Source organism: Sporomusa sp. (genome assembly GCF_035561255.1).
In the GTDB taxonomy this organism is placed as follows: domain Bacteria; phylum Bacillota; class Negativicutes; order Sporomusales; family Sporomusaceae; genus Sporomusa.
Genome location: NZ_DATMXX010000228.1, coordinates 1 through 15535 on the forward strand (window position 1 = coordinate 1; position 15535 = coordinate 15535).

A 15535-nucleotide genomic window follows, 5' to 3' on the forward strand; every position below is an offset into this window, starting at 1 on the left:
ATCCCGTTATTTTTGAATGGTTATTGCCACTTTGCTGCTATTTTCAGAAAATAATAAAGGCCGTACAAAAACTGTACAGCCAGGGTTCTTGCAGATAAGTTTCTATAGTTTGCGGCTGCCGCGTTTGGTTATTGCAACCCCACCTTGGCATAACGGACAGTCATCCGATTGATAGGTAGGAACTGTAAGATGCAATAAAGCCTGGGACGGAATACCGAAATCAGCCTTGCCGCCACTGCGGTCAACAAGAATACCCACACCTACCGGAATACCGCCATGCTCACGGACTACATCAATAACCTCTTGTACAGAGCCGCCTGTTGTAACAATATCCTCAACAATAAGCACGCGCTGGCCTGGCTCAATGACAAAACCACGCCGGAGTGTCATCTTACCATTTTCCCGTTCCGTAAATATGGCGCGAGTCCCCAGATGCTTGCCTACTTCATGCGCCAGGATAATACCACCGGTCACCGGCCCCACAACAAGCTCAACATGCTCATCTTTAAACCGGCCAGCCAATGCGGCACATAGTCTCTCGGTATGTTTGGGATATTGCAGCACCTGAAATTTCTCGACATACAGAGGACTATGTAAGCCTGAGGTCAGTAAAAAATGTCCTTCTAAAATAGCGCCTGTTTCAACAAAGAGCTCTCGCACCTCTGCTTCATTCATTATGCATTCCTCATTTCTTCTAAAATTGCCAGGGCTGCCGAGCGCGGCTTCTCTGCCGCAGTAATAGGCCGACCTACTACCAAATAATGAGCGCCTGCCCGGAGGGCATCGGCCGGCGTAGCCACCCGGCTTTGATCATTTAAGGCCGCACCTTGGGGGCGAACACCAGGGGTAATGATGGCAAACTCCCGACCGCAGGCTTCTCTAATAAGCTCAGCCTCCTGAGGCGATGCTACCACGCCATCTAAACCGGCTTCCCTTGCCATTTTTGCCAGATGCACAACCTGATCGGGAATGCCGGCAGTATAGCGCAGTGAGGCCCATTCAGCCTGATCCATACTTGTCAGTACAGTGACGGCAATTAGCTTAGGGCGTGGGATATTAAGGCTGGCTGCCGTTTCAGCAACTTTTTCTGCTGCCGCGCGCATCATCGCCGCACCACCTGACGCCTGGACATTAATCATGCCTACGCCCAGCCGTGTCAGCGAGGCGGCCCCCTGCGCCACCGTATTGGGAATATCATGCATTTTCAAGTCCAGGAAAACATCTTTTCCTACTTCGCGTAGATAGGCCAGACATTCCATACCAACACTGTAAAAAAGTTGCATACCTACTTTATAGTAACTGACGGCATCGCCTAATGTCTCAACTAATTGCCGGACTTCAGCCATAGTAGCAACATCAAGAGCAACAATCAAACGTTTTTTTACCTGTTCCATTTTAATTAGCCTCCCTGTTATGCGACTCTTTAGTTGCAGTTGGCCTGACCGACAAGCTCACCCACGTGCTGCAAACCGCGTTCAGCCAGATAACCTTTGATACCTTCGGCCACCTCAACAGACACATAGGGGTTAACGAAATTAGCTGTACCAACAGCCACTGCACTAGCCCCTGCCAGCATAAATTCGATAGCATCGGCAGCAGTCATAATCCCGCCCATGCCAATCACCGGCACGTTAACAGCTTTAGCAACCTGCCATACCATCCGTACCGCGACCGGTTTAACAGCCGGGCCGGACAAACCGCCCACAGTATTGCCTAAAACAGGCCGCCAGGTCCGGATATCGATCGCCATACCAAGCAGCGTATTAATCAGTGAAACGGCATCAGCCCCAGCAGCTTCTACCGCTTTGGCCATCAGCACAATATCAGTAACGTTGGGTGATAGTTTAACAATAACAGGTAAATTCGTCTTGGCCTTTACTGCTTTTACAACCTCGGCAGCACTATCAGGGCAGGTGCCAAAGGCAATTCCCCCCTGCTTTACATTGGGGCAGGAAATATTTACTTCCAGACCGGCTACGCCAGACTGATTAAGCCTGGCTGCCAGTTCACCATATTCTTCCACTGTATTGCCAGAGATATTGACAATGACAGGTACCTGATATTTCGCTAATTTAGGCATGATCTGAGTAACAAGCTCTTCAACACCAGGGTTTTCCAGCCCGATAGAGTTCAGCATGCCTGCCGGTGTTTCTGCCATGCGCCGCCCACTGTTACCAGCCTTAGGCGCCAGCGTTGTCCCCTTAACGACTACGGCTCCTACCTGGTTTAAATCAACAAAGTCGCTATACTCCAAACCAAAGCCGAAAGTCCCTGACGCCGTCATCACCGGCGTTTTCATTTTGATTCCGGCAATATCAACAGACAGCATTGTATCAGCTATACTCACCACACTACCTCCCCGGCCCGGAACACCGGACCGTCAGTGCATACCTTGTGACGTTTGCCGCTGGTACCGGCGCAGGTACATGACAAGCAAGCCCCAACACCGCACGCCATATATTCTTCCAGCGAGACCTGGCACGGAACACCATAATGAGCCGCCGTCTCAGCCACACCTTTGAGCATGGCATGTGGTCCGCAGGCATATATGCTATCAAATTTTTCCTTTTTCAGCAACTCAGGCAATAGATCTACAGTGAAGCCACGCCGGCCAATACTGCCGTCATCTGATGTAATATGAATATTTTTACATACACCGGCATAGATCTCAGGCCAAAATAACTCCTGCTCGTTGCGACCACCCATAAGCACAGTGGCCGGGCGGGAACAAAAAGCCTTGGCCAGCATAACCAGCGGTGCCAGTCCCATGCCGCCGCCAATTAGCAGCGGGCGCTGTGCGGTTAAATCAAAACCGTTACCAAGCGGCCCCATACAATCGATGCTCTCGCCTGCCTGGAGCTTGGTCATCAGCACCGTGCCGCGGCCAACAACGCGATAAATGATGGTAAGTGTTCCCTGGTCTACATTACAGTCTGCAATACTAAACGGACGTCGCAGCAGCGGATCAAGAACATTAGCCAGCCGCAGATGGACAAACTGGCCAGGGCGGGCGATAGCAGCAATCTCTGGCGCTGCCACTATCATTTCAAATACATCCCCGGCAATTACGCGTTGTTTAATTACCTGAGCTTTTACACAGGTTTTAACCACGAATCTTCTCGCCTCCGCCTACATAATCCTGCAGCGCCAGCACATAGAGAAACTTTCTTTCACGAATGATACTTAATACGTCAAAAACAGCGTTGGCTGTATCCATTGAGGTCAGACACAAGATCGAATGTTCTACCGCAGCCCTTCTGATCTTGAAACCATCGCTCTCAAAGTCCCGGCCTTTGGTCAAGGTATTAATAACCATATTTATTTTACCAGCCTTAATCATTTCGATAATCTCAGGCTGTTGTTCATGAAGTTTTGGCACTGTGCCTACTTGTAAACCAAGTGACCGCAGATAATCCGCAGTGCCGCTTGTCGCCACAAGTTCATATCCCAGTCTGGCAAATTCTTTGGCAATCTCGCCAGCCTCAGGTTTATCCTTATCAGCAACAGTAACGAGGATCGCTCCCTCTTGCGGCACATTCATACCAGCGCCAACAATGCCCTTATATAGTGCACGGGAATACTGATAGTCAATCCCCATAACCTCACCAGTTGACTTCATCTCCGGGCCAAGTGAGATATCCACATGTTGCATCTTAGCGAAAGAGAACACCGGCACTTTTACAGCAACATACTCTCTGGCAGGCATGAGGCCCGGGGTATATCCCATCCCTTTCAAGGTCTCACCAATCGCTATCCGGGTCGCCACATCGACCATCGGCACATCGGTGATTTTACTCAGGAAGGGGATTGTCCGGCTGGACCGGGGATTTACCTCAATTACATAGACCTCTTCGTCCACAATGACATACTGAATATTGATTAAGCCTTTTACCTTAAGCCCCCTTGCCAGGCGACCTGTGTAATTGACAATCGTATCCTTCACCTGCTGAGACAATGTCTGGGGTGGGTATACGGCAATACTGTCGCCAGAGTGGACGCCCGCCCGCTCGATATGTTCCATAATCCCCGGGATCAGGAAATCATCACCGTCTGAAATAGCATCAACCTCAACCTCAGTACCCTGCATGTAACGGTCGACCAGTACCGGATGCTCAGGCGAGGCTTTAACCGCCCGTACCATATAGTCTTTTAACTCAGTTTCGTTATAGACAATCTCCATGGCCCGCCCGCCAAGCACATAGGATGGACGAACGACAACAGGGTAACCGATACGCGCCGCAGCCTGCGGCGCCAGCCCGGCATCAGTAATTGACTCACCCTTGGGACGTGGAATATTCAACTGCTCTAGTAGTTCATCAAACTTCTCCCGGTCTTCAGCCCGGTCAATATCCTCCACACTGGTGCCAAAAATTCTGACCCCGGCTTTGGCAAGTGGCCCGGCCAGGTTAATGGCCGTCTGACCACCAAATTGAACGATAACCCCCTCCGGTTGTTCTTTGTCGATAATATTCAACACATCTTCAGGGGTCAGCGGTTCAAAGTACAACCGGTCAGATGTATCAAAATCAGTAGACACAGTTTCGGGGTTATTATTGATAATGACCGATTCAATGCCCATCTCCCGTAGTGCCCAGACCGAATGAACCGAGCAGTAATCAAACTCAATCCCTTGACCGATACGAATCGGTCCTGAACCCAGCACCATGACTTTGCGCTTATCGGTCCGCTGTACTTCATCTTCTTGTGCATAGGTTGAGTAGTAGTAGGGTGTAACAGCCTCAAACTCAGCCGCGCAGGTGTCCACCATCTTATAGCTTGGTATAATATTGGCCTGTTTGCGCCTGTCCCGGATTTCATAGACTGTTTTGCCGGTTAGTTCAGCAATTGACTTATCAGCAAAACCGATTTTTTTGGCTGCCAGCAGCACCTCATCAGAAAGGTCCTTGCTGATTTGCCGTTCCATCGTCACAATATTTTCAATCTTGTCTAAGAAAAACTTGTCAATGGCCGTTATCGCGTGAATCTCTGCTACCGTTACACCCCGGCGGATAGACTCAGCAATAACAAAAGCACGCTCATCATTGACCAGCCTGAGCCGATCCTTTATTTCCTGGTCACTCAGTTTGACAAATTCGGGGATATACAGTCGATTAAGGCCGATTTCAAGCGAGCGTACCGCCTTCAACAACGCGCCTTCAAAGTTACGGTCAATAGACATGACCTCGCCGGTTGCCTTCATCTGTGTACCCAGGGTCCGGTCAGCAAAAACAAACTTATCAAACGGCCAGCGCGGGAATTTAACCACCACATAATCCAGCGCCGGTTCAAAACAGGCCTTAGTCTTGCCGGTTACCGCATTGGTAATCTCGTCCAGGGTATAGCCGATGGCGATTTTCGTAGCTACTTTAGCAATCGGGTAGCCGGTTGCTTTCGAGGCTAGGGCGCTTGAGCGGCTTACCCGTGGATTAACTTCAATGACGATATAATTACTGCTTTTAGGATCAAGTGCATACTGTACGTTACAACCACCCTCGATGCCCAGCGCCCGGATGATTTTAAGCGAAGAGCTTCTTAGCATCTGGTATTCATAGTCAGTCAGGGTCTGTGACGGCGCGACAACAATACTATCGCCGGTATGGACACCAACAGGGTCAAAGTTCTCCATATTGCATACTGTGATGCAGTTGTCGGCAGCATCACGGATAACCTCATATTCGATCTCTTTCCAGCCGGCTACACTGCGTTCAATCAGCGCCTGGCCGATCAAACTGTGCTTTAGGCCTCTGTTTACTGTATCGATAAGCTCTTCGTCACTATGAGCGATACCGCCGCCGGTCCCGCCTAAGGTATAGGCCGGCCGAACAATCAGCGGATAGCCGATTTCTTCAGCAAATTTGAGGGCACTTTCAATATCCTCAACAATTGTACTTGCCGGGATTGGCTGTCCCAGCTCCTCCATCGTTGCCTTAAAGAGTTCTCTGTCTTCAGCCTTTTTTATCGCTTCAATCGGCGTTCCCAGTAATGCTACCTGATATTTCTCCAGTACGCCGTTTTCAGCCAGTTTAACCGCCAGATTAAGACCGGCCTGGCCACCCAAAGTAGCCAAAATACCGTCTGGTCGCTCTTTGGCGATAATCTCTTCCAGATATTCAGGGGTCAGTGGTTCAATATATACCCAATCAGCAATATTGGTATCTGTCATGATGGTCGCCGGATTGCTGTTGACCAGCACCACCTCAAAACCCTCTTCTTTAAGTGCCTGGCACGCCTGGGTGCCGGCATAGTCAAATTCAGCAGCTTGGCCAATCACTATCGGGCCTGAGCCAATTACCATAACCTTGCGCAAGTTTTGTTTTTTCGGCACCGTTAGTTCCCCCTCGCCTTATTCATTTCTTTATTGAGTAGTCTCATAAATTCTTCGAACAAATATGTGCTGTCATCAGGTCCGGGGGCGGCTTCGGGGTGATATTGTACCGAGAATACAGGCAGGCTGTTATGACGCATGCCCTCGACCGTGCCATCATTGACAGCGCGGTGAGTTACTGTAACATCAAGATTAGCAAGCGAGTCTTCATCAATTGCATAACCGTGGTTCTGTGATGTGATATATACGCGGCCTGTTGTCAAATCCTTAACCGGGTGATTAGAGCCACGATGGCCAAACTTCAGCTTATAGGTGTCTCCGCCCAGAGCCAGCGCTAACAGCTGATGACCAAGGCAGATGCCAAATATCGGTTTTTTACCGATAAGTTTCCGCACCGTCTCCACAGGCGCATCTTTAGGATCGCCGGGGCCGTTGGACAGGAATATGCCGTCAGGATTAAGCGCCAATATTTCCTCTGCTGGGGTATAAGCAGGTAACACCGTAAGATTGCAGCCTGCTTTGGCCATAGAGTTTAAGATGTTACGCTTAATACCAAAATCCATAACTGCAATGTGCGGGCCATTGCCTGGAATCCGATATACTTCTTTAGTCGTAACTTCGTTGACAACCTCAATGAAGGGCGATATCGCGAATAGTTCGGCTATCTCGCTTTCCGGAGTATCAGCCGGCACAATCACACCCTTCATGGTACCATGTGCCCGTATCCGTCTGGTGATAGCCCGGGTATCGACACCATATATGCAGGGAATATTTCTCGTTTTCAGATAGGAAACCAACGAATCTTCTGCCTGCCAGCTGCTCGGCTGACCGCACAACTCGCTGATCACAAAACCGCGCACAAACGATTGCCGCGCTTGTTCAAAGAGATCAGCCACCCCATAGTTGCCGATAAGCGGATATGTCATTGTTACAATTTGTCCGCAATAGGACGGATCTGTTAATACTTCTTGATAACCGGTCATGCCGGTATTGAATACTACTTCCCCAACTGCTTTAGTACCGGAAGCAAGCATCCCTTGGAAAACGCTGCCGTCTTCCAATATCAGTTTGCCAATCATTTAAGCACCTCGCCATTTTGCATAATTATACTGCCATTCACTATAGTAATTAGCGGTTTACCCCTTAAATTCCTGCTTTCGAATGGAGAATGTTTACCGCGAGTATAAAATTTTATGCAGTCAACAGCCCATTTATATTCAGTATCGATAATCGTAATATCTGCCGGTGCCCCAATTTTCAACACACCGCTATCCAGTCCAAGGATTTTTGCCGGTGCCCAGGACATCTTGTCGACAATTTCCGGCAAGGTCAGTTTCCCGGTATGATAGAGTCCTGTCAGTACAACCCCAACTGCTGTTTCCAAGCCGGCAAAGCCGCTGGGGGCATAACGGAACTCAACGTCTTTTTCTTCAAAAGCATGTGGCGCATGGTCAGTGGCAATGGCGTCCAGCGTTCCATCTTTTAAGCCGTCAATAAGGGCTTCCACATGATCAGCCGACCGGAGCGGCGGGTTGACCTTAAAGGCTGTGTTAAAGCTTTTCAATTCCTCATCAGTAAGTGTCAGATGATGCGGCGTAGCTTCAGCCGTTACCTTTACTCCACGTCGTTTGGCCTGGCGGATAATCTCAACCGCCCCCTTACTGCTGACATGGGCGATGTGAATCGGTGAGTTTGTATATTCAGCCAGCATAATATCCCTGGCTACCGCAATATCCTCAGCAACAGCCGGCCGGCCTTTGAGCCCTAACATCGCCGAGACCGTACCTTCATGCATAAACCCTTCACCAGCCAGCCCTTCATCCTCTGAATGGGTAATGACCGGCCGGCCAAACATCCCGGTATATTCAAGCCCGGTCTTTAACAGGCGGGTACTATCCAGGTGACCACCATCATCCGAAATGGCCACTACCCCTAACTGTATCATATCGCCGATTTCAGCAAGCTCTTTGCCTTCTAAACCTTTGCTGAGGGCACCAATGATTTTTAGATTAACAACACCCTCTGTTTGTCCGCGTTGAATTAAGCCAGATACAACAATTGAGCTGTCAATTGAGGGTTTAGTATTGGGCATGCACGCAATGGTGGTAAAACCACCCGCGGCGGCAGCCCGCGTGCCTGAAGCAATGTCTTCCTTGGCTTCCAGGCCTGGCTCTCTTAGATGTACATGCATATCAATAAGGCCGGGGACTACTACCAGTCCCGCAGCATCAATAATCGATGCTCCGTCGGCTGCACAATCTGAACCAAGTGCTACTATCTTCCCATTTTCAATTAAGATATCGCCTACTTCATCCATATTTGCGGCCGGATTAATAATACGTCCACCTTTAATTAGCAGCTTCAATGTGAGTCCCTCCCATCAGCACTAAGAATAACAGCGCCATCCTGACTGCCAGTCCATTCTTTACCTGTTCCTGTATGGCAGACTGCTCGCCATAGGCTACATCCGGAGCAATTTCAAGCCCGCGATTCATAGGGCCCGGATGCATTAAGAGCACATCTTGCTTAGCCAAAGCTAAGCGCTTGGCATTAATACCAAATATCCGGGCATATTCGCGCGCTGAGGGGAAAAGTCCCTTCTGCTGCCGCTCACGCTGGATGCGAAGCACATTGACCACATCGGCCTGATCGAGCGCTTCTTCAACCCGATTATGCACCTTCACACCGATTTTTTCGATGTCGCGCGGCAGTAGTGTTTGAGGCCCGGCAAGATGAACCTCGGCGCCCATTTTCTGTAGGCCCCAGATATTAGAGCGCGCCACCCGGCTATGCAGGATATCGCCGACTATGGCTACTTTTAATCCGGCAATCTTGTCTTTGTATTGCTTAATTGTAAACATATCCAATAGGCCTTGCGTGGGGTGTTCATGGGCTCCATCACCAGCATTTATGATGACAGGTTTGGCAACATTAGCAGCAAAGTGCGCTGAGCCTTCTGCCTCATGCCGCATCACAATGATATCTACGCCCATAGCTTCAACGGTGAGCAGCGTATCACGCAAGCTCTCGCCTTTAGTCACACTACTTGAGCTTGTCGAGATGTTAATAACATCAGCACCAAGGTATTTTCCAGCTAATTCGAACGAGGTACGCGTCCGGGTACTATTTTCAAAAAACAGATTAACGATCGCTTTGCCACGCAGCGTTGGCGCTTTTTTAATATCCCGGTCGATGATATTTTTCATTTCTTTTGCCGTATCCAGGATTAATTCCATTTCGGCTGCTGACATAGTCTCTAAACCAAGGATATCCTTTTTCCGCAGCGACACTTGAGACTTACTCATTACGCACTCTCCCTTCAAATTAAACAAACCCCTTGCCTGAAAGAGCAAGGAGTTAAAGTAGCCATACCAAAAATAAGCATATCAGCTTGGCAACATCCTTACAGACCTCTCAGGGCCCACTTAAAGGATAGTATTTGTTATTGTCAGATATAATAAAAGCCTTCTTGCCGTGAAAAGCGCGCAAGAAGGCGTTAAAAATCTGTATCGTCCCCTTGCCAGCCTCACAGGACCAGCTTAAAGGCCATATTCGTGTTGTTAAGATAATAGCAGATTTCGCCAAGGATTGTCAATAGCCAAACGGTTCATTTATGTAAAAAACAAAGAGGCTTCCGAGAATGATCTCAGAAGCCTCTTTGTTTTTTGGTGCGGTTGGTGAGATTTGAACTCACACGCCTTGTGAGCGCCACCCCCTCAAGATGGTGCGTCTGCCGTTCCGCCACAACCGCGTAAAACACTATATGATGTTCCGCGCTGCCGCTTGGAACTAAGCGATTCACACAGGTTTCCGCGTCGCTTTCGCTCCTAAAAACCTGGTTCTCTGCTTATCTACTTAATTGGTGCGGTCGAGTGGATTTGAACCACCACGAGGTTGCCCCCACTAGCTCCTGAGGCTAGCGCGTCTGCCGTTCCGCCACGACCGCATGCATATTGTTAACGATAAAATTATACGACAATTCTTTGTCCAAGTCAAGGTAAATCTCAGTAAGACATGGTGCGTCTGCCATTCCGCCATAACCGCGTAGATTCTAGTTGGTTGTGTACAAGTAGGATGTTCTTCGCTACCGCTCAGAACTAAGCGACTCGCACATATTCTTGTTTCGCCTTCGCGGCTCGCAAGAATATGGTTCGCTGCTTATGGTGCGGTCGAGTGGATTTGAACCACCACGAGGTTGCCCCCACTAGCTCCTGAGGCTAGCGCGTCTGCCGTTCCGCCACGACCGCATGCTTGGTTACGTTTAACGCAACATAATGTATCTTATCATAACAATAAAATATCGTCAAGCACTTAATTGAGTATTATTTTGCCGCAGTGGCAAACCCCCACTGCCAGGCATTCCAGAAATTTCCCGAGGGTGTTGGGTTAGGCTGATAGTTTGCAACCACTGTTTTCACAGCATCAATATTCCCACGGAAATAGAGAGGTACAACCGGGCATTCATCGCGGAGAATGTCCTGAACGCGGAAGTAAATATCTTTTCTGGCACTCACATCAATTGTCCGTACACCTAATTCAGTCAGTTTATCTACCTCGGGATTACGCCAACCGGGATAATTTTGTCCGTCATATGCATTGCCACGACCTGGAATCTTATGGGAATTCCATAGATTGAGATTATCCGGATCAACGCCTGCAACCCAGGCATAGATAGCTGTTTCAAACTGCCTGTTTTTAAGAACCTCACCGAAAAACAGAGCCCCATCACTAGGACGAACTTCAACTAAAATCCCGATCTCTTTAAGCTGCTCAGCAATCTTTTGCGCAGTCTGTTCCCGCAATTTATTCCCAGTTGGAATAGTCAAAGAAAAAGTTAGTTTCTTGTTTTCTTTTGTCATAATTCCATCCGGCCCCGGTTGCCAGCCAGCTTGAGCTAACAAGTCCCGCGCAGCATTAACATCTCTGGCCAGGGGCTGCTGCATCGGATTGTAGGCCCAGGATAAAGGAGATTGGTCGCCATAAGCCGGACTTGCGGCACCTTTAAGCACATTGGCGACAATTGCCTGGCGGTCAATGGCGCTGGTAATGGCCTTACGAACGCGAACATCCTGGAATAGGGTATTATCAAGATTAAAGTCCAGATGCTCCCAGATCATAGTAGGTGTAATAACGGTCCGGACTCCACTTATGGCTTTCACCTGCTCCAAGTAGGAAAAGCCAATATTGCTGACCATATCTAATTCTCCTGACTTTAACTGGGTCAGCAGGATGTTGGAATCCGGGATAACTTTATAAATAATACTGTCTAAAACAGGTTTACCCCGATAGTAAGCTGGATTAGCCTCAAAGCTAATTGCTTCTGCAACCTGCCATTCTTTAAATTTAAACGGACCGGTACCAACAGGCGCGCGGTTGAATGAAGCTTTATTTATATTGCTCTCGTTCTCAAGTTTATGTTTGGGCAATATAGTTGTAAACAATGTCAAGTAAGGGGCGTAATACTCACGGAATTTGACTACAACAGTATGCTTGTCCGGAGTATCAATGCTACTAATCCGGTCATACCCGTCTCGCGCCACAACATTTACTTTTCGATTCATAATTAACTGCCAGGTAAACTTAACATCTTCAGCAGTAAATGGCATACCGTCATGCCAGGTTACCCCTTGCCGAAGCCGGTAGGTTACGGTCAGACCATCAGGCGTTACACCACCATTTGCGGTTGTTGGCACATCTACAGCCAGGTCTGGCAGCCATTCGCCTTTATCGCCGGTAATTACCAGACCACTAAACAATAGCCTTCCAACCTCGGCTGTAGCCAGCAAATCAGACAAAAGCGGGTTAAGTGTGTTGGGCTCTTGCAAACTACCGTATTTAAGCTGCCCCCCCTGTTGAATAGCCATTTTCTTCTTCTCGGGTGACGGAGTCTCTTCTCGAGAGCTACATCCAGCAGTAACAAATACTAATACTATTAATAATAAAATTATTAGCTTACGCATCATTTATAGCACATTCTCCTCATTACCCTGTTACCATTAAAGGTTTCTTTATAGCAAGCAGTAAATACTCCCAGATTAGTTCACTAGCCTCAGAGGGTGTTTACACTTCCACTGAGGCTTAGTTTCACTTATCTGCCATATAATTCCTGATATCGCTTTTTACTATTTAGGACTCTTTCAACATACTCTCTGGTCTCTTTAAAGGGAATCTGTTTTATATCATCAAAATCTTTTGACCACCCATACCGCTCCATCCATTGCCTCACATTACCCCGTCCGCCATTATATGCGGCAAGATAAAGCACCTCATTCCCGGAAAATTCTTTCTTTAAAGATGCGAGATACCATGTACCAAAGCGGATATTCATATCAGGATCAGCCAAATCAGCAATCATAAAATTCTTTTGTTCACGCTGTTCGGCAATCCACCGGCCTGTATCAGGCATAATTTGCATTAGCCCTAAGGCACCTTTAGGCGAACGGGCTTCGGTAATAAATTTGCTTTCTGTTCGAATCACACCGGCAATCAGAAATGGATCAAGATCATATTGGAGCGCATATGTGTATATAGCTTCCTGATACAAAAAAGGATACACATATTTCCTCTGAAACCAGTCGCTCATGAACACTGCATAGAGCCCTGTGACAAACAATAAAAGACCGATTATCAGGACTTTCAGCCAAGTCCAGATACGCAATACAATCACTCCGCAATAAAAATCACTATTTAACAATATGTGCTTGCAAAACAAAAAATGCTGCTATTTACCAGTACGACCTTCATTACTTATTTCGCACCAGAACTTAAGCACCTGTTTTTTCGTATTTTCAATAGTTTTACTGTTATTAATGACAACGTCGGCATATTTTAGCTTTTCACACAAGGAAAGCTGGGCCTTAATCCTTGCCATCGCATCCTCATAGGTACTATTATCCCGCATCATTAATCTGACAATCTGGGTATTCTCATCCACAAATACCACCCAGACAGCATCAACCCGTGTATACCACTCAACCTCAATCAGCAGCGGCGCATCAAGAACAAGAATTTTATAGCCTTGCTGCTGCGCGGCGACCGTCGCAGCCTGGACTTCCTCTTCAATCCGCGGGTGAGTAATGGCTTCTAACTGAGCCCTGGCCGCTGCATCCGCAAAAACAATTTGTCCTAGACGTTTACGATTGATGTTGCCATTTATATCAGTGACAGCTTCGCCAAATGTGGCAACAATCTCCCGCCATGCCGGAGTACCCGGTTTAGTAACATTGTGGGATAGTTTATCAGCATCAATAATAAATGCACCCAGTTCGCTCAATATTTTACTTACGGTACTTTTCCCGCTGGCAATTCCGCCGGTGAGTCCAATCAAATACATCCACTTATCCCCCAGCTATTTTTGACAATTAGGGCAGTAGTGCGAACCGCGTCCAGCTACCTCTTTGCGTGCAATGGCAGTACCACAGCGGTGACAAGGCTCATTAGTCCGGCCATACACATTAAGGTGATACTGATGGCTGCCGCTTTGTCCGGCCCCGTCGCGATAATCCCGGAAGGTTGTCCCACCGTGGGCTATGCCATCGGCGATCACCTGATTTACCGCCTGGTAGAGATATTTAGCTTCAGTCTCATTAATGCCATTGGCAATGCGTTCCGGATCTATACCAGCAATCGCAAGCGCTTCATCTACATAAATATTGCCAAGACCACCAATCAACTGCTGATTTAACAATACCGATTTAATCTTGGCCTTACGTTTGCCTAGCATATCAATAAAGTAATCTAACGTAAATTCGTCAGAGAGCGGCTCCGGTCCCATAGAAGACAGGCCGGCAATACGCCATAACTCTTCATGTGGCAATAAATAGAGTGTTCCCAGGGTACGGGTATCCGCATACAATAAAGAATCACCATTATCAAAATCAAATATGATATGCGTAAAACGATCATATACTGTGCCTGGATTTACATAATACAAGCGGCCAGTCATCCGTAGATGAACGACCATAACATAATTATTATCAAGATAGAATAGCAGATACTTGCCTCGCCGTTCTAATCTAGCAATTGTTCGATCAGTAATGATCGCCTGAAATTCAGGTGCAGCCGGCCATTTAATCAGGCGAGACAAGCCGATTTCAATACGGATAATTTTTCGCCCTTCCACTTTGCCGGTAAGTGTCCGGCGAATGGTTTCCACCTCAGGCATTTCAGGCATAGCACACGCTCCTTCTATTTGGCTTCGGCCCAGGTGCTGCCGACTTTTACTTCTGCTAAGAGTGGCACTGTAAGCTCTACAGCTTGCTCCATAGCATTTTTAACAAGTTTCGATACCTGCTCAAGCTCATCGGCTGTGACTTCCAGCACAAGTTCATCATGAACCTGTAATAACAGTCTGCTCTTTAGACCGGCTGTCTCAAGCGCTTGATACACATGATTCATAGCAATTTTTATAATATCGGCAGCTGCCCCCTGGATAGGTGTATTCATTGCCGTACGTTCAGCAAACGATCGCTGGTTAAAATTGCTACTATTAATATCAGGCAAATGCCGCCGCCTTCCAAAAAGTGTAGTCACATAGCCATCCCGGTGAGCACCGGCAACAACCTCGTCAATATATCTTTTTACACCTTGATATTTGGCAAAATAGCTTTCAATATAATGTGCAGCCTCTTTCCGGCTAACACCAATATCCCGCGATAAACCATAATCACTGATACCATAAACAATCCCGAAGTTAACGGCTTTGGCCCTTGCCCTTAACTCTGAGGTTACGTCCGCCATATCAATCCCAAAAACCTCAGCAGCTGTCCGGGTGTGAATATCCTGGTTATGGCGGAAGGCTTCAAGAAGGCTGGCATCGCCAGCCATATGAGCCAAAACCCTTAGCTCAATTTGCGAGTAATCTGCCGCCATAATATATTGATACCCATTACCGGGTACAAATAACTCCCTTATCCTTCGCCCGATATCCGAGCGGATGGGGATATTCTGCAGATTAGGGTCAGAACTGCTCAGTCTGCCTGTAGCTGTTACTGTCTGATTAAAAGTGGTGTGTACTCTATTTGTCTCAGGCTGTATCAGACCTTCTAAACCATCTAAATAGGTTGACTTAAGCTTAGTGAGCTGCCGGTATTCAAGCAGCTTATCAATCAAGGGGTGCTCTCCCGCCAGTTTTTCTAGTACTTCAGCGTCAGTAGAGTAACCGGTTTTAGTCTTTTTAAGGATCGGAAGCTTAATTTTTTCAAATAAAAT

13 protein-coding genes and 3 tRNA genes are annotated in these 15535 nt (G+C 47.8%); all 16 read right to left on the reverse strand.

The features are described 5' to 3' along the window. Window positions 1–102 precede the first annotated feature (102 nt). On the reverse strand, window positions 103–675 hold the full coding sequence (pyrE, locus tag VN379_RS12385; RefSeq protein WP_325534255.1) for an orotate phosphoribosyltransferase: 573 nt from the start codon (window positions 673–675) through the stop codon (window positions 103–105). After that, window positions 675–1394 (reverse strand): orotidine-5'-phosphate decarboxylase, encoded by a 720-nt coding sequence (gene pyrF, locus VN379_RS12390; RefSeq protein WP_325534256.1) that lies wholly within the window; start codon window positions 1392–1394, stop codon window positions 675–677. The genes pyrE and pyrF overlap by 1 nt, the downstream gene beginning before the upstream one ends. A gap of 29 nt (window positions 1395–1423) precedes the next feature. Further along, entirely contained in the window at window positions 1424–2329 is a 906-nt protein-coding gene (locus VN379_RS12395) for a dihydroorotate dehydrogenase (RefSeq protein ID WP_414714993.1), read from the reverse strand. Between the two features lie 14 nt (window positions 2330–2343). Next, window positions 2344–3111 carry a dihydroorotate dehydrogenase electron transfer subunit gene (locus VN379_RS12400; protein ID WP_325534258.1) on the reverse strand — a complete coding sequence of 256 codons (768 nt, stop codon included), beginning with the start codon at window positions 3109–3111 and terminating at the stop codon, window positions 2344–2346. Further along, a complete protein-coding gene (carB, locus tag VN379_RS12405) occupies window positions 3104–6325 on the reverse strand; it encodes a carbamoyl-phosphate synthase large subunit (RefSeq protein WP_325534259.1) in 3222 nt (1073 codons plus the stop codon). The genes VN379_RS12400 and carB overlap by 8 nt, the downstream gene beginning before the upstream one ends. Window positions 6326–6327: 2 nt before the next feature. Beyond that, window positions 6328–7404, reverse strand: coding sequence for a glutamine-hydrolyzing carbamoyl-phosphate synthase small subunit (gene carA / locus VN379_RS12410; RefSeq protein WP_325534260.1), 1077 nt, complete (start codon window positions 7402–7404; stop codon window positions 6328–6330). Further along, on the reverse strand, window positions 7401–8690 hold the full coding sequence (locus VN379_RS12415) for a dihydroorotase (RefSeq protein ID WP_325534261.1): 1290 nt from the start codon (window positions 8688–8690) through the stop codon (window positions 7401–7403). Before VN379_RS12415 ends, carA begins: the two co-directional genes overlap by 4 nt. Next, window positions 8674–9630, reverse strand: a complete 957-nt coding sequence (locus VN379_RS12420; protein ID WP_325534262.1) for an aspartate carbamoyltransferase catalytic subunit — start codon at window positions 9628–9630, stop codon at window positions 8674–8676. The genes VN379_RS12415 and VN379_RS12420 overlap by 17 nt, the downstream gene beginning before the upstream one ends. A gap of 361 nt (window positions 9631–9991) precedes the next feature. Continuing rightward, window positions 9992–10076, reverse strand: a tRNA-Leu gene (locus tag VN379_RS12425). A gap of 109 nt (window positions 10077–10185) precedes the next feature. Then, window positions 10186–10271 (reverse strand) — tRNA-Leu (locus VN379_RS12430). Window positions 10272–10486: 215 nt separating this feature from the next. Further along, a tRNA-Leu gene (locus tag VN379_RS12435) sits at window positions 10487–10572 on the reverse strand. 75 nt (window positions 10573–10647) lie between these two features. Then, window positions 10648–12189, reverse strand: a complete 1542-nt coding sequence (locus tag VN379_RS12440) for a peptide ABC transporter substrate-binding protein (RefSeq protein WP_325534263.1) — start codon at window positions 12187–12189, stop codon at window positions 10648–10650. 224 nt (window positions 12190–12413) lie between these two features. After that, window positions 12414–12983 (reverse strand): lytic transglycosylase domain-containing protein, encoded by a 570-nt coding sequence (locus tag VN379_RS12445; RefSeq protein ID WP_325534264.1) that lies wholly within the window; start codon window positions 12981–12983, stop codon window positions 12414–12416. 63 nt (window positions 12984–13046) lie between these two features. After that, window positions 13047–13658: a dephospho-CoA kinase gene (gene coaE, locus VN379_RS12450; protein WP_325534265.1), complete on the reverse strand. Its 612-nt coding sequence runs from the start codon at window positions 13656–13658 to the stop codon at window positions 13047–13049. Between the two features lie 15 nt (window positions 13659–13673). Then, window positions 13674–14498 carry a bifunctional DNA-formamidopyrimidine glycosylase/DNA-(apurinic or apyrimidinic site) lyase gene (gene mutM / locus VN379_RS12455; protein ID WP_325534266.1) on the reverse strand — a complete coding sequence of 275 codons (825 nt, stop codon included), beginning with the start codon at window positions 14496–14498 and terminating at the stop codon, window positions 13674–13676. Window positions 14499–14512: 14 nt separating this feature from the next. Next, a partial coding sequence (locus VN379_RS12460; protein WP_325534267.1) for a DNA polymerase occupies window positions 14513–15535 on the reverse strand: 1023 nt, incomplete at its 5' end.